Annotated in this window: 18 protein-coding genes; all 18 read left to right on the top strand. The window is 67.4% G+C overall.

The features are described 5' to 3' along the window. Window positions 1-26: 26 nt before the first annotated feature. The 18 genes from AKG07_RS06140 (at window position 27) to dnaE (ending at window position 19,890) form a co-directional block, all read left to right on the top strand. Window positions 27-1,439 (top strand): UDP-N-acetylmuramoyl-tripeptide--D-alanyl-D-alanine ligase, encoded by a 1,413-nt coding sequence (locus tag AKG07_RS06140; protein ID WP_053096769.1) that lies wholly within the window; start codon window positions 27-29, stop codon window positions 1,437-1,439. Further along, window positions 1,436-2,548: a phospho-N-acetylmuramoyl-pentapeptide-transferase gene (mraY, locus tag AKG07_RS06135; RefSeq protein WP_053096767.1), complete on the top strand. Its 1,113-nt coding sequence runs from the start codon at window positions 1,436-1,438 to the stop codon at window positions 2,546-2,548. Before AKG07_RS06140 ends, mraY begins: the two co-directional genes overlap by 4 nt. After that, window positions 2,538-4,076, top strand: a complete 1,539-nt coding sequence (murD, locus tag AKG07_RS06130) for a UDP-N-acetylmuramoyl-L-alanine--D-glutamate ligase (RefSeq protein ID WP_053096765.1) — start codon at window positions 2,538-2,540, stop codon at window positions 4,074-4,076. Before mraY ends, murD begins: the two co-directional genes overlap by 11 nt. Further along, window positions 4,045-5,283 (top strand): putative lipid II flippase FtsW, encoded by a 1,239-nt coding sequence (gene ftsW, locus AKG07_RS06125; protein ID WP_053096763.1) that lies wholly within the window; start codon window positions 4,045-4,047, stop codon window positions 5,281-5,283. Before murD ends, ftsW begins: the two co-directional genes overlap by 32 nt. Next, a complete protein-coding gene (locus AKG07_RS06120; protein WP_053096761.1) occupies window positions 5,280-6,356 on the top strand; it encodes a UDP-N-acetylglucosamine--N-acetylmuramyl-(pentapeptide) pyrophosphoryl-undecaprenol N-acetylglucosamine transferase in 1,077 nt (358 codons plus the stop codon). Before ftsW ends, AKG07_RS06120 begins: the two co-directional genes overlap by 4 nt. 64 nt (window positions 6,357-6,420) lie before the next feature. Beyond that, entirely contained in the window at window positions 6,421-7,818 is a 1,398-nt protein-coding gene (gene murC, locus AKG07_RS06115; RefSeq protein ID WP_053096759.1) for a UDP-N-acetylmuramate--L-alanine ligase, read from the top strand. Window positions 7,819-7,821: 3 nt separating this feature from the next. Next, window positions 7,822-8,769, top strand: a complete 948-nt coding sequence (locus tag AKG07_RS06110) for an FtsQ-type POTRA domain-containing protein (protein ID WP_053096757.1) — start codon at window positions 7,822-7,824, stop codon at window positions 8,767-8,769. 175 nt (window positions 8,770-8,944) lie between these two features. Then, window positions 8,945-10,096 carry a cell division protein FtsZ gene (ftsZ, locus tag AKG07_RS06105; protein WP_053096755.1) on the top strand — a complete coding sequence of 384 codons (1,152 nt, stop codon included), beginning with the start codon at window positions 8,945-8,947 and terminating at the stop codon, window positions 10,094-10,096. Then, window positions 10,093-10,797 carry a YggS family pyridoxal phosphate-dependent enzyme gene (locus AKG07_RS06100; protein ID WP_053096753.1) on the top strand — a complete coding sequence of 235 codons (705 nt, stop codon included), beginning with the start codon at window positions 10,093-10,095 and terminating at the stop codon, window positions 10,795-10,797. The genes ftsZ and AKG07_RS06100 overlap by 4 nt, the downstream gene beginning before the upstream one ends. 43 nt (window positions 10,798-10,840) lie before the next feature. Then, complete coding sequence (locus tag AKG07_RS06095; RefSeq protein ID WP_053096751.1) at window positions 10,841-11,305, top strand: cell division protein SepF; 465 nt, start codon at window positions 10,841-10,843, stop codon at window positions 11,303-11,305. Window positions 11,306-11,308: 3 nt separating this feature from the next. Beyond that, on the top strand, window positions 11,309-11,608 hold the full coding sequence (locus AKG07_RS06090) for a YggT family protein (protein WP_053096749.1): 300 nt from the start codon (window positions 11,309-11,311) through the stop codon (window positions 11,606-11,608). 152 nt (window positions 11,609-11,760) lie between these two features. Continuing rightward, on the top strand, window positions 11,761-12,369 hold the full coding sequence (locus AKG07_RS06085) for a DivIVA domain-containing protein (RefSeq protein ID WP_053096747.1): 609 nt from the start codon (window positions 11,761-11,763) through the stop codon (window positions 12,367-12,369). A 51-nt stretch (window positions 12,370-12,420) separates the two neighbouring features. Further along, window positions 12,421-13,011, top strand: a complete 591-nt coding sequence (gene lspA / locus AKG07_RS06080) for a signal peptidase II (RefSeq protein WP_072592313.1) — start codon at window positions 12,421-12,423, stop codon at window positions 13,009-13,011. Between the two features lie 2 nt (window positions 13,012-13,013). Beyond that, entirely contained in the window at window positions 13,014-13,934 is a 921-nt protein-coding gene (locus tag AKG07_RS06075) for an RluA family pseudouridine synthase (RefSeq protein ID WP_053096743.1), read from the top strand. A gap of 42 nt (window positions 13,935-13,976) precedes the next feature. Continuing rightward, a complete protein-coding gene (locus tag AKG07_RS06070; RefSeq protein WP_053096741.1) occupies window positions 13,977-14,576 on the top strand; it encodes a GNAT family N-acetyltransferase in 600 nt (199 codons plus the stop codon). Between the two features lie 31 nt (window positions 14,577-14,607). Continuing rightward, window positions 14,608-15,192 (top strand): RNA polymerase sigma factor, encoded by a 585-nt coding sequence (locus AKG07_RS06065; RefSeq protein ID WP_053096739.1) that lies wholly within the window; start codon window positions 14,608-14,610, stop codon window positions 15,190-15,192. Beyond that, entirely contained in the window at window positions 15,179-16,300 is a 1,122-nt protein-coding gene (locus AKG07_RS06060; RefSeq protein ID WP_053096737.1) for a hypothetical protein, read from the top strand. Before AKG07_RS06065 ends, AKG07_RS06060 begins: the two co-directional genes overlap by 14 nt. 71 nt (window positions 16,301-16,371) lie before the next feature. Then, window positions 16,372-19,890, top strand: coding sequence for a DNA polymerase III subunit alpha (gene dnaE / locus AKG07_RS06055; protein ID WP_053096735.1), 3,519 nt, complete (start codon window positions 16,372-16,374; stop codon window positions 19,888-19,890). The last annotated feature ends 87 nt before the right edge of the window (window positions 19,891-19,977 follow it).

The following is a 19,977-nucleotide window of genomic DNA, read 5'->3' as shown; positions in this document are numbered from 1 at the left end:
GGCGCCCCGCCGCGCCTGGAGACGTCATGATCGCCCTGTCGCTTGCTGAGATCGCCGCCGTCCTCGGGGGTGATCTCCGCCTCGCCGGTTCTGCCACCGCCGACACCGTCATCGACGGTGTCGTCGACACGGACTCGCGCACCATGGCCCCCGGCTCCGTGTTCGTCGCGAAGCCGGGCGCGGAGACGGACGGACACCGGTTCGTCGGCGCTGCGCTCGCTGCGGGGGCAGCGCTCGCGATCGTCGAGCACCCGGTCGACGAGGAGATCACCCAGATCGTCGTCCCTGACGTCATCGTCGCCCTCGCCGATCTCGCCCGCGAGGTCGTCGCCCGCGTTCGCGCAGCCGGAGACCTCAAGATCGTCGGGATCACGGGGTCGAACGGCAAGACGACGACGAAGAACTTCCTTGCCCGCATCCTCTCCGACGAAGGCGAGACGGTCGCCCCCATCAACTCGTACAACAACGAGGTGGGCGCGCCCGTCACCATGCTGCGCATCACGTACGGCACGCGGTTCCTGGTCAGCGAGTTCGGAGCCGACGGGCCCGGCAGCATCGCCCGCCTCGCCGGACTCGTCGAGCCGGACGTCGCTGTGGTGCTGATGGTCGGCATGGCGCACGCGGGCGGCTTCGGCGGCATCGAGGCGACGGCCAAGGCCAAGTCCGAGCTCGTCGCCGCCGCGAGGCCCACGGGTACGGCGGTGCTCAACGTCGACGACTCACGCGTCGCGGCGATGGGCGCGCTCGCGACGTCCCGCGGGATGCGGGTCGTCGGCTTCGGTCAGAGCGACGCGGCCGATGTCCAGGCGCACGACCTCGAGGTCACGGCATCCGGCACCTCGTGCATCATCGAAGCGGCGGGGGAGCGTCTTCCCCTCCGCCTGCAGGTGCTCGGCGCCCACCACGTCGGCAACGCCCTGGCGGCCATCGCCGCCGCAGGCGTTCTCGGGGTGTCGACGGCCGACGCGATCGACCGTCTCGAGACGGTCGAGATCGCGGAGCGCTGGCGTATGCAGCCCATGGGCAACGACCGCGTGCGCATCATCAACGACGCCTACAACGCCAGCCCGGACTCGATGGCCGCAGCGCTGCGGACTCTCGCGCAGATCACCGGTCCCGGCGAGCGGACGGTCGCCGTGCTCGGCGCCATGAGCGAGCTCGGCGAGACCGCGGGCGAGGAGCACGACCGGATCGGTCTGCTCGCCGTGCGTCTGAACATCCAGCGCATCGTCGTCGTCGGCCCCGAGGCCCGCCGCCTCTTCATCTCCGCGATCGGCGAAGGATCCTGGGACAGCGAGGCCGTGTTCTTCGCCGACCAGGATGCCGCGTTCGAGTACCTGCGCTCCGAACTCCGCGACGGCGACCGGGTGCTCGTGAAGTCCTCCAATTCCGTAGGGCTCCGGCACCTCGGCGATCGTCTGGGAGAATTGTTCTCGTGAGATCTCTCATCATGGCGGCGGCCATATCGCTCGCCTTCACTCTTTTTCTTACTCCCGTCTTCCTCCGGCTGTTCCGGAAGTGGGGCTGGGGCCAGGTCATCCGCACCCCGGAGGCCATCGAGAACCCGAACCACGAAGCCAAACGCGGCACGCCGACCATGGGCGGCGTCATCTTCATCGTCGGCACGATGGTCGGCTACTTCACGGCCACGTACGTCGGAGGCGGAACTCCCGCGCTGTCCGCGCTTCTCGTGATCTGGCTCATGGTCGGTTTCGGCGCAGTGGGCTTCATCGACGACTACATGAAGGTGCGCAGTCAGCGCAGCCTCGGGCTCTCGGGGTGGCGCAAGATCATCGGGCAGCTCGTCGTGATGATCCCGTTCGGCATCGTCGCGCTGAACTTCCCGAACGCCTTCGATCAGACTCCGGCATCCGGCTCGATCTCGCTCTTCCGCGACATCCCGTGGTTGAACCTGTTCGCGTTCACCGCGATCCTCGGCTGGGCGCTCTATCTGCTGTGGATCTCGATCATCGGCGTCGCGACCTCGAACAGCGTCAACCTCACCGACGGGCTCGACGGTCTCGCAGCCGGCGCCGGGGTCATCGTCGTGGGGGCGTACAGCCTGATCGCGTTCTGGCAGTTCAAGCAGTCGTGCGTGGGCGAGGGGGTCGAGACCGCCGCGCTCGGCGGATGCTACGAGGTCCGCGACCCGTTCAGCCTGGCGATCATCGCGGCCTCCTTCGCCTCGAGCCTGATCGGCTTCCTGTGGTGGAACGCTCCCAAGGCGAAGGTCTTCATGGGCGATGTCGGCTCGATGGCGATCGGAGGCGTCATCACCGCGATGGCGATCCTCACCCGCACCGAGCTGCTGCTGTTCGTGATCGCCGGCGTCTTCGTCCTGGCCTCCGGATCGGTGATCCTGCAGCGCGCCTACTTCAAGATCACGCGCGGAAAGCGACTCTTCCTGATGAGTCCGTTCCACCATCATCTCGAGATGCGCGGATGGTCCGAGGTCACGATCGTGGTCCGCATGTGGATCATCGCGGGCCTGCTCGCGATCTCGGCAGTCGGACTCTTCTACGTGGAGTGGCTGACTCGTGTCGACTGACGAGAGGCTCGCGACTCTGACGAGCTGGAACGCCGACTGGTCGGGCCTGCGCGTCGCCGTTCTCGGGCTGTCCATGACCGGCTTCTCGGTGGCGGACACGCTCACCGAACTCGGTGCGGACGTCCTGGTGTTGACCGAGTCGGCGGAGGAGGAGTATGCCAAGCTCCTGCCCGTGATCGGTGCTCGTCTGGAGCTGGGAACGCTGGACAGGGTCCCTGAAGCTCTGACCGAGTTCGCGCCGGAGGTCATCATCGCCTCGCCGGGATTCCCTCCCTCGCACACCGTGATCCGCTGGGCGCAAGATGCCGGCATCGCGCTCTGGGGCGATGTCGAACTCGCCTGGCGTCTGCGCGACAAGGTGACCCGCGCCGACGGCTCCCCGGCCGACTGGGTGCTCATCACGGGCACCAACGGCAAGACGACGACGACGCAGCTGACCGCGTCGCTCCTCGTCGAGGGAGGTCTGCGTGCGGCGCCGTGCGGCAACATCGGCGTGCCCGTTCTCGACGCGGTCCGCGACCCCGCCGGTTTCGACGTGCTCGTCGTCGAGCTCTCCAGCCACCAGCTCTGGTACCTCGGACTCTCCGAGACCGAAGGCGAGCTGTATCCGCACGCCTCGGTGTGCCTGAACCTCGCGGACGACCACCTGGTGTGGCACGGCAGTGCGCAGGCGTACCGCGATGCGAAGGCCCTGGTGTACCGCAACACGAGAGTCGCCTGCGTCTATAACAAGGCCGACGAGGCGACCAGGCTCATGGTCGAGGACGCCGAGGTGGTCGAGGGTGCCCGCGCGATCGGATTCGATCTCGGCATCCCCGGCCCCAGCGATGTCGGCGTGGTGGAGGGGCTGCTCGTCGATCGTGCGTTCTTGGACGACCGGGCCAGCAGCGCACTCGAGCTCACGACCGTCGCCGACCTGCGAGACGCCGGCCTGGCCGCCCCGCACATCGTGCAGAACATCCTGGCGGCGAGTGCGCTCGCTCGTTCTCTCGGCGTCGAGCCGCGCGCCATCCACTCGGCTCTGCAGTCGTTCCGTCTCGACGAGCATCGGATCCAGGTCATCGCCCGCCATCGCGGCATCACCTGGGTCGACGACTCCAAGGCCACCAACCCCCACGCTGCCGCGTCATCGCTCCGCGCATACCCCGGTGCGGTCTGGGTGGTCGGCGGCGACCTGAAGGGCGTCGACATCGGCGAGCTGGTCGCCACGGCCGGGACCACCGCCCGGGCGGCGGTCGTCATCGGAGTCCAGCGCTCAGCCGTCGTCGCCGCATTCGAGCGACACGCGCCGGGGGTTCCGGTGTTCGAGGTGGATGCTGGCGAGACTGGTCAGGTCATGAATCGCGTCGTGGAGATCGCCGCGGGAATCGTCGATGGCGAGGGAACAGTCCTGCTGGCCCCCGCCGCCGCGTCCTTCGATCAGTTCTCCAGTTACGCGGATCGAGGACACCGCTTCGCCGAAGCGGTGCGGGACTGGATAGACCGGGGGAGCACCGATGACGCAGGTCGAACGCCCCCCGCGCTCTGATCCCGGCAGCACCGGCTCCCGCGGTCTCGCGGCGAGAGTGTCGCTCGGGCGTCGTTTCACCCCCGTGTCGACCGAGTTCCTGATGATCGCATCGGCTGCGCTGATGCTGACGATCTTCGGCCTCGTGATGGTGCTCTCGGCGACGAGCGCGACCGCGGTCTCGAAGGGTGAGAATCCGATGGACGGCGCGCTTCGGCAGGGCATCTTCGCCGTGCTCGGCGTGCCGCTGATGTTCCTGATCTCCCGACTCCCGATCACGTTCCTCAAGCGCATGGCGTGGCCGGCACTGTTCGGATCCATCGCGCTCCAGCTGCTGGTCTTCACCCCGCTCGGCATCGAGGACGGCGGAAACCGCAACTGGATCATGATCGCCGGGTTCACCCTGCAGCCGTCGGAGTTCCTCAAGCTCGCCCTCGCGCTGTGGATCGGCTACGTCCTGATGCGCAAGCAGACCATGCTCGGCACCTGGCATCAGGTCTTCATCCCCGTGGTGCCCGTGGGAGCCCTGGCGATCGGGACGGTGATCGCCGGCAAGGACCTCGGCACCGCGATGGTGCTGGTCATCATCCTGCTCGGCTGCCTCTTCTTCTCGGGGGTGAAGCTCCGGCTGTTCATCCTGCCGGTGCTGCTCGGCGTCGTCGCCGTCATCGCGCTGGCCGTCACGAGCCCTGACCGCATGCGTCGCATCACGGCGACGTGCTCCGACATGTCGGCGTACACCGGCGACTGCTACCAGTCGATCCACGGGATCTGGGGAATGGCGTCGGGAGGAATCTTCGGCGTGGGGCTGGGCAACTCGCAGGAGAAGTACGGCTGGCTGCCCGCCGCCGGCAACGACTTCATCTTCGCCATCGTCGGCGAAGAGCTCGGCCTGATCGGCTGCATCGTCGTGCTGGCCCTCTTCACGCTGTTCACCATCGGTGCCTTCCACATCATCCGCAAGACCGCCGATCCGTTCATCCGGGTCGCAGCCGGCGGGATCACCGTCTGGATCACCGGTCAGGCCGTGTTCAACATCGGCGTCGTGATCGGACTGTTCCCCGTCATGGGAGTGCCGCTGCCGTTCATGTCGCAGGGAGGCACGGCTCTCCTCGCCGTCCTCATCGCGTGCGGAGTGCTGCTGTCGTTCGCGCGCACGATCCCCGTCGCCGAGGGTCGTTCGGCGGCACGGACCCCTTCAGCAGGGCGGGGTAAGGTCACACGGTGACCACGTACCTTCTCGCCGGCGGTGGAACCGCCGGTCACGTCAACCCTCTGCTCGCCGTCGCCGATGCGCTGCGCGCCAGGGACGCCGATGCCTCGATCCTGGTGCTCGGAACGGCCGAGGGGCTCGAGTCCCGACTCGTGCCGGCTCGAGGGTATGAGCTCCTCATCGTCGACAAGGTGCCGTTCCCGCGTCGGCCCGACAAGCAGGCCGCGTTGTTCCCCGCCAGGTTCCGCCGCGCCGTCGCCCAGGTGCGCGATCACATCCGCGCTCACCGCGTCGACGTCGTCGTGGGCTTCGGCGGCTATGCCTCCGCCCCGGCATACGTGGCAGCAGGCCGTGAGCGCGTGCCGTTCGTCGTGCACGAGGCCAACGCGAAGCCGGGCCTCGCGAACGTGCTGGGTGCTCGACGCGCCGCGGCCACGGGAGTCGCATTCGCCGGAACCCCCCTGCGCGGCGGCGAGGTGGTCGGCATGCCGCTGCGTCGAGAGGTCATCGAGCTCGACCGCGCGGCCTCCCGCGATGAGGCCGCCGCGCACTTCGGGCTCGACCCGGCGCGCCCGGTCCTTCTCGTCTTCGGCGGGTCGCTGGGGGCCCAGAGGCTGAACGAGGCCATCGCAGACTCCTGGGGCGACATCCTGGCCGCCGACTGGCAGCTGCTGCACGTCACGGGCGAACGCAGTGATCTGGCCGACCCCGAGGTGCCGGGATACACCATGCGCCGATACGTCGACCGGATGGACCTCGCCTTCGCGCTCGCCGACCTCATCGTGTCCCGTTCCGGCGCAGCCACCGTGAGCGAGATCAGCGCCCTGGGGATCCCCGCGCTGTACGTGCCGTACTCCGTCGGCAACGGGGAGCAGCGACTGAACGCGGCGTCCGCCGTGGCAGCCGGGGCCGCTCGTCTTCTCGACGACGCCACCTTCGACGGCGACGCGGTGCGCCGCCTCGTGATCCCCGTCATGAACGATCCGCAGCAGCTCACGGCCATGCAGTCCGCCGCCGAGCAGGTGGGCACCCGCACCGGCACGGAGAACGTCGTCGCACTCGTGGATCGCGCCCTCCGGTCCTCCTGATCTCACCGTCGACACGGCTCCTCGACGCCGAATCGTCCTCACCGAAAAGTAGACTGAAACCGACATGATCAGACCTGACCTCTCCCTCCCGATCCCCGAGTCGATCTCCTCCGCGCACTTCATCGGCATCGGCGGATCCGGCATGAGCGGCCTCGCCAAGATGTTCCTCGACGCGGGGATCCGCGTCTCGGGAAGCGATCGAGCCGACAGCGACAACCTGCGCGCACTCGCGGCCGCCGGAGCGGATGTGCACGTCGGGCACGACGCGGCGCATCTCGGCGATGCCGACACGGTCGTCCACACCGGAGCGATCTGGCCGGAGAACCCCGAGTTCGTCACGGCGAAGCAGCGCGGGCTGCACGTGATCCACCGCTCGCAGGCCTTGCACTGGCTGATCGGATCGCGTCGACTGGTCTCCGTGGCCGGCGCGCACGGCAAGACGACGTCGACGGGCATGATCGTGACCGCGCTGCAGCAGCTCGGAGCCGACCCGAACTTCGTCAACGGCGGCGTGATCGAGCAGCTCGGCGTCTCGAGCGCCACCGGATCGGGTGAGCTCTTCGTGATCGAGGCGGATGAGTCCGACGGCACGTTCCTGCTCTACGACACGGCTGTCGCGCTGATCACCAATGTCGACCCCGATCACCTCGACCACTACGGGTCCGACGACGCGTTCCACGACGCGTTCGTGCGGTTCGCCGACGCGGCCACGGAGGCGGTCGTGATCTCCAGCGACGACGCCGGCGCCCTGCGAGTGGGAGCGGGGCTCTCGCACCCGAACGTCGTGACGTTCGGGCAGGCGGAGGATGCCGATGTCAGGGTGACCGACATCGTGGCGGCCGGGCCCGTCTCGGCCACCGTCAGCTCCGGAGCCGAGAGCGTGCGCCTCCAGCTCGCCGTGCCCGGCGTGCACAACGCCATCAACGCGGCAGGCGCCATCGCGGTCCTCCTCTCGGTGGGCTTCGGCCTGACCGAGTCCGCCAAGGCCGTCGAGGGCTTCGCCGGCACGGTCCGCCGCCTCGAGCAGCACGGCGTCGAGCGCGGCGTCACCGTCTACGACGACTACTCCCACCACCCGACCGAGGTGCGGGCGGCTCTCGAGGCGATGCGATCGATCGCCGGCACGGGCAGGATCATCGCGATCCAGCAGCCCCACACCTACTCGCGAACGCAGCACATGTTCCGCGAGTTCGCGGACGTGCTGGAGACGTATGCAGACCACACGGTCGTGCTCGACGTCTACGGTGCTCGCGAGGATCCGGTCCCGGGCGTCACGGGAGAGCTCGTGAGCGGGGCGTTCCACGACCCGTCGCACGTCCATTTCGTCGCCGACTGGCAGCAGGCAGCCGATTACACGGCGTCCGTCGCTCGCGACGGCGATTTCGTCGTCACGCTCGGCTGCGGCAACGTCTACCAGATCATCCCGCAGGTGCTCGAGTCTCTGCGGACCACCGAGGTCTGACGCATGCGTCGTCCGCCTCCGCTTCCCACGCCTCCCGCGGGCACCGCGGAGGACACGCCCAGGCGACGGGAGGGTCCGGCGACGCGAGGGCGCGCGCGGGACGTCGAGCAGGACGAACGCACAGGTCCGCAGGCCGCGGCGGTCGGCCTCGACTCCGACGTCCGTGCGGACATCGACGGGGATGCCGGGGTGCGGCCGACATCGACGCGGGACGTCTGGCGGGCGGCGCGAGCGAGACGCAAGGCGCTGCGGGCCGAGATCCGACGGTTCACGCAGCGCTCCCGACGGCGTCGCATCGTCTGGCTGAGCGCGGTCGGTGCTGTCGTCCTGCTGATCGGTGGCACCACCGCCGCGGCGTACAGCCCGCTGTTCGCCGTGGAGAAGATCACGGTCGTGGGCGCGACGACGCTGGATGCCGCGGCGGTGGAGGCCGCCCTCGGCGAGCAGGTGGGCACCCCCTTGGCGCTGGTCGACTCGAGCGAGGTCAAGGCCGCGCTGCTGGGATTCCCGCTGATCGAGACCTATGCGCTCGAGGCGAAGCCGCCGCACGATCTCACGGTGCGGATCGTCGAGCGCACGCCGGTCGGCGTGATCCGCTCGGATGCGGGCTATACGCTCGTCGACGCCGCGGGCGTCGCGCTGGCGACGACCTCCGATCAGCCGGCGGGACAGCCGGTGCTCGACATCGACGGCGGCACCGACTCGGTCGCGTTCGAGAGTGCGGGTCTCGTGGTGCGCTCGGTGCCCGCTGATCTCCGAGCGCTGCTGACCGGAGTGCAGGCCACGACAGCTGATGACGTGACGTTGACGCTCAGCAGCGGGCTGACGGTCGTCTGGGGCAGCTCGGATGACTCCCCGATGAAGAGCGAAGTGCTCACGAAGACGCTGCTCAGCAATCCTGAGGCGTCGACGATCGATGTCACATCGCCGCATGCGGTGGTCGTGGGCTGAGGTTTCGACGGCAAACGGGCGACACGCCCGTGTCGCTGCGTGTGCGCGGGGACGTGACGCTTACCTTCGAACAAGAGAAACCAATACCGGGAAATACTTTACACCTCTAGTTGAGGTTTAAGGTTCGGCCCGCGGAATCTCACCCCAGACAGGCTCGACTATTCGGAGGCCGGCCATGAGCCAGAACCAGAACTACCTCGCCGTGATCAAGGTCGTCGGCGTCGGCGGTGGCGGCGTCAACGCCGTCAACCGCATGATCGATCTCGGGCTCCGCGGAGTCGAGTTCATCGCAGTGAACACCGACGCGCAGGCGCTGCTCATGAGCGATGCCGACGTCAAGCTCGATGTCGGTCGCGAGCTCACTCGCGGACTCGGCGCCGGCGCTGACCCCGAGGTCGGCCGTCGCGCCGCCGAGGATCACGCCGAGGAGATCGAGCAGGCGCTCACCGGTGCCGACATGGTCTTCGTGACCGCAGGCGAGGGCGGTGGAACGGGAACGGGTGGAGCCCCCGTCGTCGCGCGCATCGCGAAGTCGATCGGCGCACTGACCATCGGCGTCGTGACGAAGCCCTTCTCGTTCGAAGGCCGTCGTCGTCAGAGCCAGGCTGAAGCCGGTGTGGTGAAGCTGAAGGAAGAAGTCGACACCCTCATCGTGGTGCCGAACGACCGTCTGCTCGAGATCAGCGATCGCGGCATCTCGATGATCGAGGCCTTCGCGACCGCAGACCAGGTGCTCCTCGCCGGCGTCCAGGGCATCACCGACCTCATCACGACTCCCGGTCTCATCAACCTCGACTTCGCCGACGTCAAGTCGGTCATGCAGGGCGCCGGTTCGGCACTGATGGGAATCGGATCGGCACGCGGTGCCGACCGTGCCATCAAGGCCGCCGAACTCGCGGTCGAGTCGCCGCTCCTCGAGGCCAGCATCGAGGGTGCTCACGGAGTCCTGCTCTCGATCCAGGGTGGTTCGAACCTCGGCATCTTCGAGATCCACGACGCTGCGGACCTCGTGAAGGAAGCCGCGCACCCCGAGGCCAACATCATCTTCGGTACGGTCATCGACGACACGCTCGGCGACGAGGTGCGTGTCACCGTGATCGCGGCCGGCTTCGACAGCGGTGAGCCTTCGCTGCGCCTCGACCCCATGGTCGTCTCGCGGCCCGCCGCGGCCAGCACGCTGCCCGAGGTGGCGCTCTCGAACGACGAGGAGAGCAAGCCCGCTGCCGAGGCGCCCGCGCCCGAGAAGCCGCAGCAGCGCGTCCCGGCGACGAGCATCGAGCCTGCTTTCGCGGACGACGACATCGACATCCCCGAATTCCTGAAGTGACGCAGGCGCAGGGCCAGGCCGGGTCCGGTCTGGCAGCGCGGCTGTCGGCGATCGATCATCGGATCGCCGACGCCGCGCGCCTGGCCGGCAGGGACCCGGCGGAGATCTCCCGCATCGTCGTGACCAAGTTCCACCCGTCGTCGCTCGTTCGCGAGCTGCACGCGCTGGGTGTGCGCGACGTGGGGGAGAACCGCCAGCAGGAGCTCTCGTCGAAGACCGCCGAGCTGACGGACCTCGACCTCCGGTGGCACTTCATCGGGCAGGCTCAGACCAAAAAGGCCGGTGCGATCCGCCGCAGCGCGGATGCCGTGCACTCGGTAGACCGCGACCGGCTGGCCGACGCACTGCATCGGGCGGCCGACGGGGATGACCTTCTCGACGTGCTCGTGCAGGTCAATCTCACCGATGATCACGGACGCGGCGGCGTCGCGCCCGCCGAGGCGGCCTCTCTCGCCGAGCACATCATGACGCTGCCCTCGCTGCGGCTTCGCGGTGTGATGGCGGTCGCGCCGCTCGATGAGGAACCCGCTTCCGCGTTCGCGCGCCTGCACTCGATCGCAGAGAGCGTGCGCGCCGTCGAGCCGTCGGCGACCTGGATGTCCGCAGGGATGACGGGCGATTTCGTCGAGGCCATCGAGGCCGGCGCGACACACCTGCGGATCGGCTCCGCAATCACGGGACCCCGCCCCGACCGGGGTTAACCTGTGAACAGACCAACCCGACACGTTCGAACCGGAGGACACGATGGGTAACCCGCTGAAGAAGACCATGGTGTATCTCGGCCTCGCTGACGAGGAAGAGGTCTACGAGGAGGAGCCGACCCCGGCCCGCTCGCACCGCGAGCGCGAACGCGAGGAGCCCGCTCCCGCGCCCGTGACCCCGCTACGGCGCCCCGTCGCCGTGCGCCAGCCCGCAGGAGGGGCAGTGAACGAGATCCTCACCGTGCACCCGAAGCAGTATCGCGATGCTCAGCTCATCGCGGAGAGCTTCCGCGAGGGTGTGCCGGTCATCATCAATCTCTCGCAGATGAGCGACGCAGACGCCCGCCGTCTGATCGATTTCGCCTCCGGACTCTCGCTCGGCCTGTACGGCCGCATCGAGCGGGTCACGTCGAAGGTCTTCCTCCTGTCGCCGGAGAACATCGCGGTCTCGGGTCACGGGGGAATCGCGCACGCGGACGCCGAGTCCGCGGGCTTCGACCAGTCGTAGACCGTGGGGTTCGTCGTCTCCATCGTCGCCAGCATCGTACATCTGGCTTTGCTGCTGTACCTGCTGGTGCTCTTCGCCCGACTCATTCTCAGCTACATCCCGATGTTCAATCGGGAGTGGCGACCGAAGGGCGCCGGACTCGTCGCGGCTGAGCTCGTCTACACGGTGACCGATCCGCCCGTCCGGTTCTTCCGGCGGATCATCCCTCCTCTGCGAATCGGCTCGCTCTCCCTGGATTTCGGCTTCTCGATCACCATCCTGATCGTGCTGATCCTGATGAGTGTCGTCCGAAGCTTCATCTGAGACCCCTGGGACTTCGGCGCTCTGGAGTGTCGCGGGATCGCGACTGACAGGCTCGGGGACTATGCTTGGCTCCCAGGTGCGCGCCCCGGGTTCGCGCCGAATCTCGACCACGCCATTCCAAACTGGCAACCGAACTCATCGAAGGAGCCACCATGGCACTTACCCCGGATGACGTCGTCACCAAGCAGTTCCAGCACGTCCGCTTCAAGGACGGCTTCGACCCGGACGAGGTCGACGACTTCCTCGACGAGATCGTCATCGAGTGGCGCAAGGCCCTCGAAGAAAACGTCGAACTCAAGGCCAAGCTGGCCGCGTACGAGTCCGGCGATGCACCGGCCGCTCCCGCAGCCGCTGCAGAGGCACCCGCCGCCGTGGTCGAAGAGGCTCCTGCGCCTGCTGCTGCCGCTCCCGCGGAGCCCGCTCCGTCGGGTTCGGCGACTGCGACCGCCGGCATCATCGAGCTCGCTCAGCGCCTTCACGACGAGCACGTCGCCGAGGGTGAGGCCAAGCGCGCCCAGCTCATCGCCGAGGCCGAAGGCGAGGTCAACCGCATCCGCACGGAGGCCGAGGCCAAGCAGCGCGAAGAGTCGGCTCGTCTCGAGCGCGAGCGCAACGCCCTCGAGGCCCGGATCACCGAGCTCCGCAACTTCGAGCGCGATTACCGCTCGCAGCTGCGCGGCTACATCGAGGGTCAGCTCCGCGATCTCGACGAGAAGTCGGCGTCGACGGACTCGACTCCGGTTTCCGCGATCGGACTGTAGGTCGTCCTTTTGCCAGGACGCCGTCCCCTTCGTCGGTCGGCGGCCGGCGCGATAGTTGCGGTTCTCGCAGCGATCGTGCTGGCCGCCGATCAGTTTGTGAAGTACCTCACGACCGAGAACCTGCCGCTCCAGCAGCCGGTGCCGGTGCTCGGTGAGTTCCTTCAGCTGTACTACGTGCGCAACCCCGGCGCAGCGTTCTCGCTCGGATCCGATGTCACATGGATCTTCACCATCGCTCTGGCGGTGGTGGCCGGTGTGATCGTGTGGAAGGCCCTGGGTCTTCAGTCACGCCTCTGGGCCGTCGTCCTAGGCTGCCTGCTCGGTGGAGTGCTCGGAAACCTCACCGATCGTCTCTTCCGCGATCCTGGTTTCCCCATGGGGCACGTGGTCGACATGATCTCGATGCCGTGGATGATGCCGGCGATCTTCAACGTCGCCGACATCTTCATCGTCACCGGGATGATCTCGGTCGCGCTCCTCGTCGTGCTGGGACTCCGCTTCGACGGCACCCGGGAGCGTGACCACGCTCCTGTGGAGACCGATGACGAAGCCGAGGCTGCCGCGTTGGCCGAGGAGACCGGAGGCGAGACCTCTCGCCCGGGTACCGCCTCTCCGGATGCCGCCGCCGCGGACGGACGCTGAGCATGGAATTCCGCACCCTCCCCGTTCCTGACGGGCTGGACGGGACGCGCGTCGACGCGGCACTCGCGAAGATGCTGGGCTTCTCGCGCACCTTCGCCGCCGAGGTCGCCTCGGCGGGCGGCGTGCGCGTCGACGGGGTGACGCTCGACAAGTCCGATCGCCTGCGCGGCGGAGGGTGGCTCGAGGTGGAGTGGCAGCCGAAGGAGGAGCCGCGGATCATCCCGATCGCGGTTCCGGAGCTCGGAATCGTCTACGACGACGACGACATCGTCGTGGTCGACAAGCCCACGGGCGTCGCCGCTCATCCCTCGCTCGGATGGGAGGGGCCGACCGTCGTCGGCGCTCTCGCAGCGGCGGGGTTCCGGGTCGCCACGAGTGGCGCTCCGGAGCGGCAGGGGATCGTGCATCGTCTGGATGTCGGCACCAGCGGGCTCATGGTCGTCGCCAAGAGCGAGACGGCGTACTCGTCGCTGAAGCACGCGTTCAAGGAGCGCACGGTGGAGAAGATCTATCACGCCGTCGTCCAGGGGCACCCCGACCCGCTGACGGGGACGATCGATGCTCCGATCGGCCGGCATCCGAATCACTCCTGGAAGTTCGCCGTCGTTCCCGACGGCAAACCGTCGGTGACCCACTATGAGACCCTCGAGGCCTTCCCGGGAGCCTCGCTGCTCGAGATCCATCTCGAGACCGGACGCACGCACCAGATCCGCGTGCACATGGCGGCCCTACGGCACCCGTGCGCGGGCGACCCGCTCTACGGAGCGGATCCGACGCTGTCGGCACGGCTCGGACTCACCCGACAGTGGCTGCACGCGCACAAGCTCGCCTTCACCCACCCGGCGACGGGGGAGTGGGTGCAGTTCGAGTCGGGGTACCCCGCGGATTTCGAACGTGCCCTGGAGATCCTGCGCGGCGAGTGAATCGACGCCGTCGATGTCGGCGGTGTGGGTCAGACTGAGCCCATGAGCATCGAGGTGGGACCCGCTACCGACTTCGACGACGTGGCCGCTCTCGTCGGCCCCAAGAAGCCGACGTCGAACGTGTGCTTCTGCCTGAGCTACCGCATCGGCAGCGCCGAGAACAGGGCGCTGCGAGGCGATAAGCGAGCGGAGCGCGTGCGTGAGCTCTGCCACCAGGATCCGCCTCCAGGCGTGATCGCGTACCTCGACGATGAACCGGTGGGCTGGGCGGCGGTGCATCCGCGCAGGGAGACGAGCTTCGCGCGCAACAGACTGATCCCGCATGTCGACGATCTCGATGTGTGGTCGCTCTGGTGCATCCGCGTCCGTCCAGGCCATCGGAAACAGGGCATCTCGCACGCTCTGATCGACGGAGCGGTGGCTCATGCGAAGAAGAGCGGCGCCCCCGCGATCGAGGGGTATCCGGTCGACAACCGTGGCGAGACGGTGAATCTCACAATGGCCTACGTCGGCACGATGGGGCTCTTCGAGAGTGCCGGATTCGCGAAGGCGGCCGATACCGGCTCGACGCTCGACGGCTTCCCGCGGGTGCTCATGCGACTCGATCTGCGAGATCCGCGGAAGAGAGCGAAGAAAGCGTGAACCCGACTGTACGTCAGAGGCAATACATAGTGTGAGCACAGACAGTGAGATCATCCGGCGGTCGCTGAGTCGGCCTGAGGCGTTCGCCGAGCTGTTCGACCGACATGCACGTGCGGTGAACGCGTTCGCGACATATCGGGTGGGTGCCCATGCCGCCGAGGACGTGCTCAGCGAGACCTTTCTCGTCGCCTTCCGCCGTCGAGGGGACTTCGACCTGAGCAAGCACTCAGCCTCTCCCTGGCTGCTCGGAATCGCCTCGCGGCTCATCCGTCGGCACAGAGCCGTCGAGGCACGGCATTGGCGCTCGTTCGCCGCGGTCGTCGGGGAAAACCATACGTCGCTCGGTGGACTCGATGACGCGATGCGGCGCGTGGACGCCGAGCGCGAAGTGCGTGCCCTGCGGCAGAAGATCGCGGCGTTGTCCCCGAAGGATCGGGAGACGCTTCTGCTCTACGCCTGGCAGGGGCTGAGCTACGAAGACATCGCGGAGACTCTCGGTGTGCCTGTGGGCACCGTGCGCTCCCGGTTGAATCGCGTTCGCACGCGACTCGATCCGGCGCGAAAGGCCCGTTCGTTCGAGATGCAGCAGGAAGGAGAAGTCCGTGGACGTGTTTGAGAAGGTTCAGAAGACCAAGCCGGATGTCGACGGTGTGGACTCGCATCTCGACTCGGCCCGCGCTCGACTGATGAGCGAGATCGCCGCGGGGAAGACCTCGGTGTCCGCTCGCCCTGCCGCACCGAAGCGGCTCGTGGCCGGCGTGCTCGTGGGCGCCGCACTGGCGGCCACGGCGGGCGTGCTGGTGATCACGGGACTCACCGAACAGCCGAAGCCCGTGATCGAGGCCGTTCCGACGCGGGAGCCAGGACAGACGCTGAAGCCGTCGCCGACGCCCGCGCCGACACAGGAGCCGATGACGGCTGCGGGGGCCTTCGGCGCCGCCGCGACTGCGGCTCGGTCCTTCACCGGCCTGACGCTGGCACCGGGACAGTACCTGCGCGTGCACACGCAGTCGGAGCAGATCGTCTATCACCAGCCCGATCCGAACGGCGGGCAGTATCAGGCTGATCGGTCGAACGCTCAGAACGCCTGGCGCGGAAGCTCCTCCTGGAACTCCTATGCGCCGGCCGACCCGACGCAGCAGTGGTTCTTCGCCACCGATCAGCCCTGGACGGTGAGCGACACCTTCGGGCCGGACGCCGCGGCGCTCGCCCAGGCGCACAAGGAGGCGATGGCCTCGGGCGGCGATCCGTACTTCTCGAACGGGCCGTCAGCACCCTGGGCCACCCCGGACGGGTACGGGCTCGTGGCGTTCTTCTCGGCGATGCCCACGGACCCGGCGGCGCTCATCGCGTGGATCCGAGAGAATCAGGGGATCGTCGCGGGCGATCAGGACTACAAGGTCGGGTGGGTCCTCATCGAGCTTCTGTCGTACAACATGGGGTCGGGGGCTGAGCGGGCGACGATGTACGACGCCCTCAGCATGCTTCCCGGGCCTGAGATCGTGTCCGCCGATGCGACCTCGGCGACGCTGCGGTTCTCGGCGTCGACAGAGGCTCTGTCGGGTCAGCCAGCGGTTCAGCGGCGCTCGATCACGATCGACATGACCACGGGGCTCGTCACGGAGACGACCGCGGTGCTCGACGTCGCCTCTTCGCTGATCCCCGCATCCCTGGCAGACGAGAGGCATGTCTTCACCGTGAGCGTCGTGGACTCGCTCCCCTGAAGCGACGCAGGACCCCGGAGCGGCAGGTGCGGCGACGCTCGATGTCGGATGCCGAAAGTAGACTCGAAGGCATGGCATCCGACTCCTTCGTCCACCTGCACGTGCACAGCGAGTACTCGATGCTCGACGGGGCGGCGAAGATCGCGGCGATGACGCAGGCGGCGGCAGATTACGACATGCCGGCCATCGCCGTGACCGATCACGGCAACACCTTCGCGGCGTTCGAGTTCTACAAGGCGGCGAACGCCGCGGGCGTCAAGCCGATCATCGGTCTCGAGGCCTATGTGACTCCCGGCACGCATCGCAGCGACAAGACGCGTGTGCAATGGGGCTCCCCGGATCAGAAGAGCGACGATGTCTCCGGCTCCGGTGCCTACACCCACATGACGATGTGGAGCGAGAGCACGCAGGGGATGCACAACCTGTTCCGTCTCAGCTCGCTGTCGAGCATGGAGGGCTACTACTTCAAGCCCCGCATGGACCGGGAGCTCCTGCAGACATACGGCAAGGGCCTGATCGCCACCACAGGATGCCCCTCGGGTGAGATCCAGACGCGACTGCGCCTCGGCCAGTACGACGCCGCACGTGCGGCGGCCGCCGAGTTCCAGGACCTGTTCGGCAAGGAGAACTACTTCGCCGAGATCATGGATCACGGTCTCTCCATCGAGCGCAGGGTCATGACCGATCTGATCCGGCTCGCCAAGGATCTGAACATCCCGCTCGTCGGCACCAACGACTCGCACTACACGCACCAGCATGAGGCCGATGCCCATGAGGCGCTGCTGTGCGTGCAGTCCGGTTCGACGCTCGACGATCCCAACCGGTTCAAGTTCGACGGCGACGGGTACTACATCAAGACCGCCGCAGAGATGCGTCAGCTGTTCCGCGACCACCCCGAGGCCTGCGACAACACGCTGCTCATCGCCGAGCGGTGCGAGGTCGAATTCAACACCGCGGCCAACTACATGCCGCGCTTCCCCGTGCCGGACGGCGAGACGGAGGACAGCTGGCTCATCAAGGAGGTCGAAGCGGGCCTCCACTACCGATACCCGAGCGGCATCCCCGACAAGGTGCGCAAGCAGGCCGAGTACGAGACCGGAATCATCCTGCAGATGGGGTTCCCCGGCTACTTCCTCGTCGTCGCCGACTTCATCAACTGGGCGAAGGACAACGGAATCCGCGTCGGTCCGGGCCGTGGCTCGGGCGCCGGGTCGATGGTCGCCTATGCCATGAAGATCACCGACCTCGACCCGCTCGAGCACGGTCTCATCTTCGAGCGCTTCCTCAACCCCGACCGCGTCTCGATGCCCGACTTCGACGTCGACTTCGATGACCGTCGCCGCGGCGAGGTCATCGACTACGTGACGAGGAAGTACGGCTCCGAGCGCGTCGCTCAGATCGTCACCTACGGCACGATCAAGTCGAAGCAGGCTCTGAAGGATGCGGGGCGTGTGCTGGGATTCCCGTTCAGCATGGGCGAGCGGCTGACGAAGGCGATGCCGCCGCCCGTCATGGGCAAGGACATGCCTCTCGACGGCATGTTCGACTCGGCGCACCCCCGCTACAAGGAGGCGAGCGAGTTCCGTGCGCTCATCGAGACCGATCCCGAGGCGAAGACGGTCTTCGACCGCGCCCTCGGTCTCGAAGGTCTGAAGCGCCAGTGGGGCGTGCACGCCGCCGGTGTGATCATGTCGTCCGAGCCCCTGCTCGACATCATCCCAATCATGCGCCGCGAGCAGGACGGCCAGATCGTCACCCAGTTCGACTACCCGTCCTGCGAGTCGCTCGGGCTGATCAAGATGGACTTCCTGGGGCTCCGCAACCTCACGATCATCTCGGACGCTCTCGACAACATCCGCACCAACCGCGGGGAGGAGCTCGACCTCGAACACCTCGCCCTGGATGACCGCGGCGCCTACGAGCTGCTCGGTCGCGGCGAATCGCTCGGCGTCTTCCAGCTCGACGGCGGGCCGATGCGATCGCTGATGCGCCTGATGCGTCCGGACAACTTCGGCGACATCTCCGCGCTCATCGCGCTGTACCGCCCGGGTCCGATGGGTGCGAACTCGCACACGAATTATGCGCTGCGCAAGAACGGCCAGCAGCCGATCACACCGATCCACCCGGAGTTCACCGAATCGCTCGCCGACATCCTCGACGAGTCCTACGGCCTGATCATCTACCAGGAGCAGGTGATGGCCATCGCCCAGCGCGTGGCCGGGTTCTCGCTCGGCCAGGCCGACATCCTGCGCCGAGCGATGGGCAAGAAGAAGAAGTCCGAGCTCGACAAGCAGTTCGAGGGCTTCCAAGCCGGCATGCACGCGAACGGGTACTCCGACGGTGCCGTCAACGCGATCTGGGAGATCCTCCTCCCGTTCTCGGACTACGCCTTCAACAAAGCGCACTCGGCGGCATATGGGGTCGTCTCGTACTGGACGGCCTACCTCAAGGCGCACTATCCCGCCGAGTACATGGCCGCGCTGCTCACCAGCGTCGGCGACTCGAAAGACAAGATGGCGCTCTATCTCAACGAGTGCCGTCGAATGGGCATCAAGGTGCTGCCGCCCGATGTCTCAGAGTCGATCAAGTATTTCGCCGCTGTCGGCGACGACATCCGATTCGGGCTCGGTGCCGTCCGCAACGTCGGCAGCAACGTGGTCGAGGGCATCATCGCGGCCCGCAAGGATGAGCGATTCTCCTCGTTCCATCACTTCCTCGAGAAGGTCCCGCTGCACGTCTCGAACAAGCGCACGGTCGAATCTCTGATCAAGGCCGGCGCGTTCGACTCGATGGGCGACTCGCGCCGTGCGCTGCTCGAAGTCCACGAGGATGCCGTCGAGGCGGCTGTGGATCGCAAGCGGAACGAAGCACAGGGTGCGATCGGCTTCGACTTCGACAGTCTGTACGACGGAATGGAAGAGGCGCCGCCTGCCAAGGTGCCCGCCCGCCCCGAATGGATCAAGAAGGACAAGCTCGCCTTCGAGCGCGAGATGCTCGGGCTCTACGTGTCGGACCACCCCCTGGCCGGGCTCGAGGTGCCTCTGGCGAAGCACGCGTCGATCTCGATCCACAACCTCATCAACTCGGAGGACATGCAGGACGGTGAGCAGGTCACCGTCGCCGGTCTCGTCACGAGCGTGCAGCATCGCGTCGCGAAGGCCAGTGGCAATCCGTACGGAATGATCACCGTCGAGGACTTCAACGGCGAGGTGACGGTCATGTTCATGGGCAAGACGTACACCGAGTTCCAGCACATCCTGCAGCAGGACTCGATCCTCGCCGTGCGCGGCCGGGTGTCGAAGCGTGATGACGGACTCAACCTGCATGCGCAGTCGGCGTTCGCGCCGGATGTCGGTTCCTTCGACGCCGCGGGTCCGCTCTCGCTCGTGCTCGCCGAGCAGAGGGCGACGGAGCGGGTGATGCACGAGCTCGCCGACGTGCTGCGCCGTCACAACGGGGACACCGAGGTCGTGCTGCGGGTGCACCGCGGCGGCACGGCGAAGGTCTTCGACGTGCCGATGCCGGTCAAGGTCTCGGCCGATCTGTTCGGAGATCTCAAATCGCTGCTCGGGCCGACCTGCCTGGGCTGAGCACCAGCGGACGCTGCCGCTCGATGGGTCCTCACGGACGCACCGGGTAGTATCGGGACGCGTTCGGGTGCACGACGACTAAGGCTC

The sequence above is a fragment of the Microbacterium sp. CGR1 genome (assembly GCF_001266755.1).
Taxonomy (GTDB): Bacteria; Actinomycetota; Actinomycetes; order Actinomycetales; family Microbacteriaceae; genus Microbacterium.
Note: the sequence above shows the minus strand (reverse complement) of the source record. Positions and strands in the feature narration are given on the sequence as shown.

What these genes read in the sequence shown, in the direction of transcription:
- ftsW (WP_053096763.1), top strand. Translation starts at nt 4,045, where the DNA reads ATGACGCAGGTCGAACGCCCCCCGCGCTCTGATCCCGGCAGCACCGGC.
- murC (WP_053096759.1), top strand. Translation starts at nt 6,421, where the DNA reads ATGATCAGACCTGACCTCTCCCTCCCGATCCCCGAGTCGATCTCCTCC.
- AKG07_RS06085 (WP_053096747.1), top strand. Translation starts at nt 11,761, where the DNA reads ATGGCACTTACCCCGGATGACGTCGTCACCAAGCAGTTCCAGCACGTC.
- dnaE (WP_053096735.1), top strand. Translation starts at nt 16,372, where the DNA reads ATGGCATCCGACTCCTTCGTCCACCTGCACGTGCACAGCGAGTACTCG.
- AKG07_RS06070 (WP_053096741.1), top strand. Translation starts at nt 13,977, where the DNA reads ATGAGCATCGAGGTGGGACCCGCTACCGACTTCGACGACGTGGCCGCT.
- AKG07_RS06095 (WP_053096751.1), top strand. Translation starts at nt 10,841, where the DNA reads ATGGGTAACCCGCTGAAGAAGACCATGGTGTATCTCGGCCTCGCTGAC.
- AKG07_RS06110 (WP_053096757.1), top strand. Translation starts at nt 7,822, where the DNA reads ATGCGTCGTCCGCCTCCGCTTCCCACGCCTCCCGCGGGCACCGCGGAG.
- AKG07_RS06075 (WP_053096743.1), top strand. Translation starts at nt 13,014, where the DNA reads ATGGAATTCCGCACCCTCCCCGTTCCTGACGGGCTGGACGGGACGCGC.
- AKG07_RS06140 (WP_053096769.1), top strand. Translation starts at nt 27, where the DNA reads ATGATCGCCCTGTCGCTTGCTGAGATCGCCGCCGTCCTCGGGGGTGAT.
- ftsZ (WP_053096755.1), top strand. Translation starts at nt 8,945, where the DNA reads ATGAGCCAGAACCAGAACTACCTCGCCGTGATCAAGGTCGTCGGCGTC.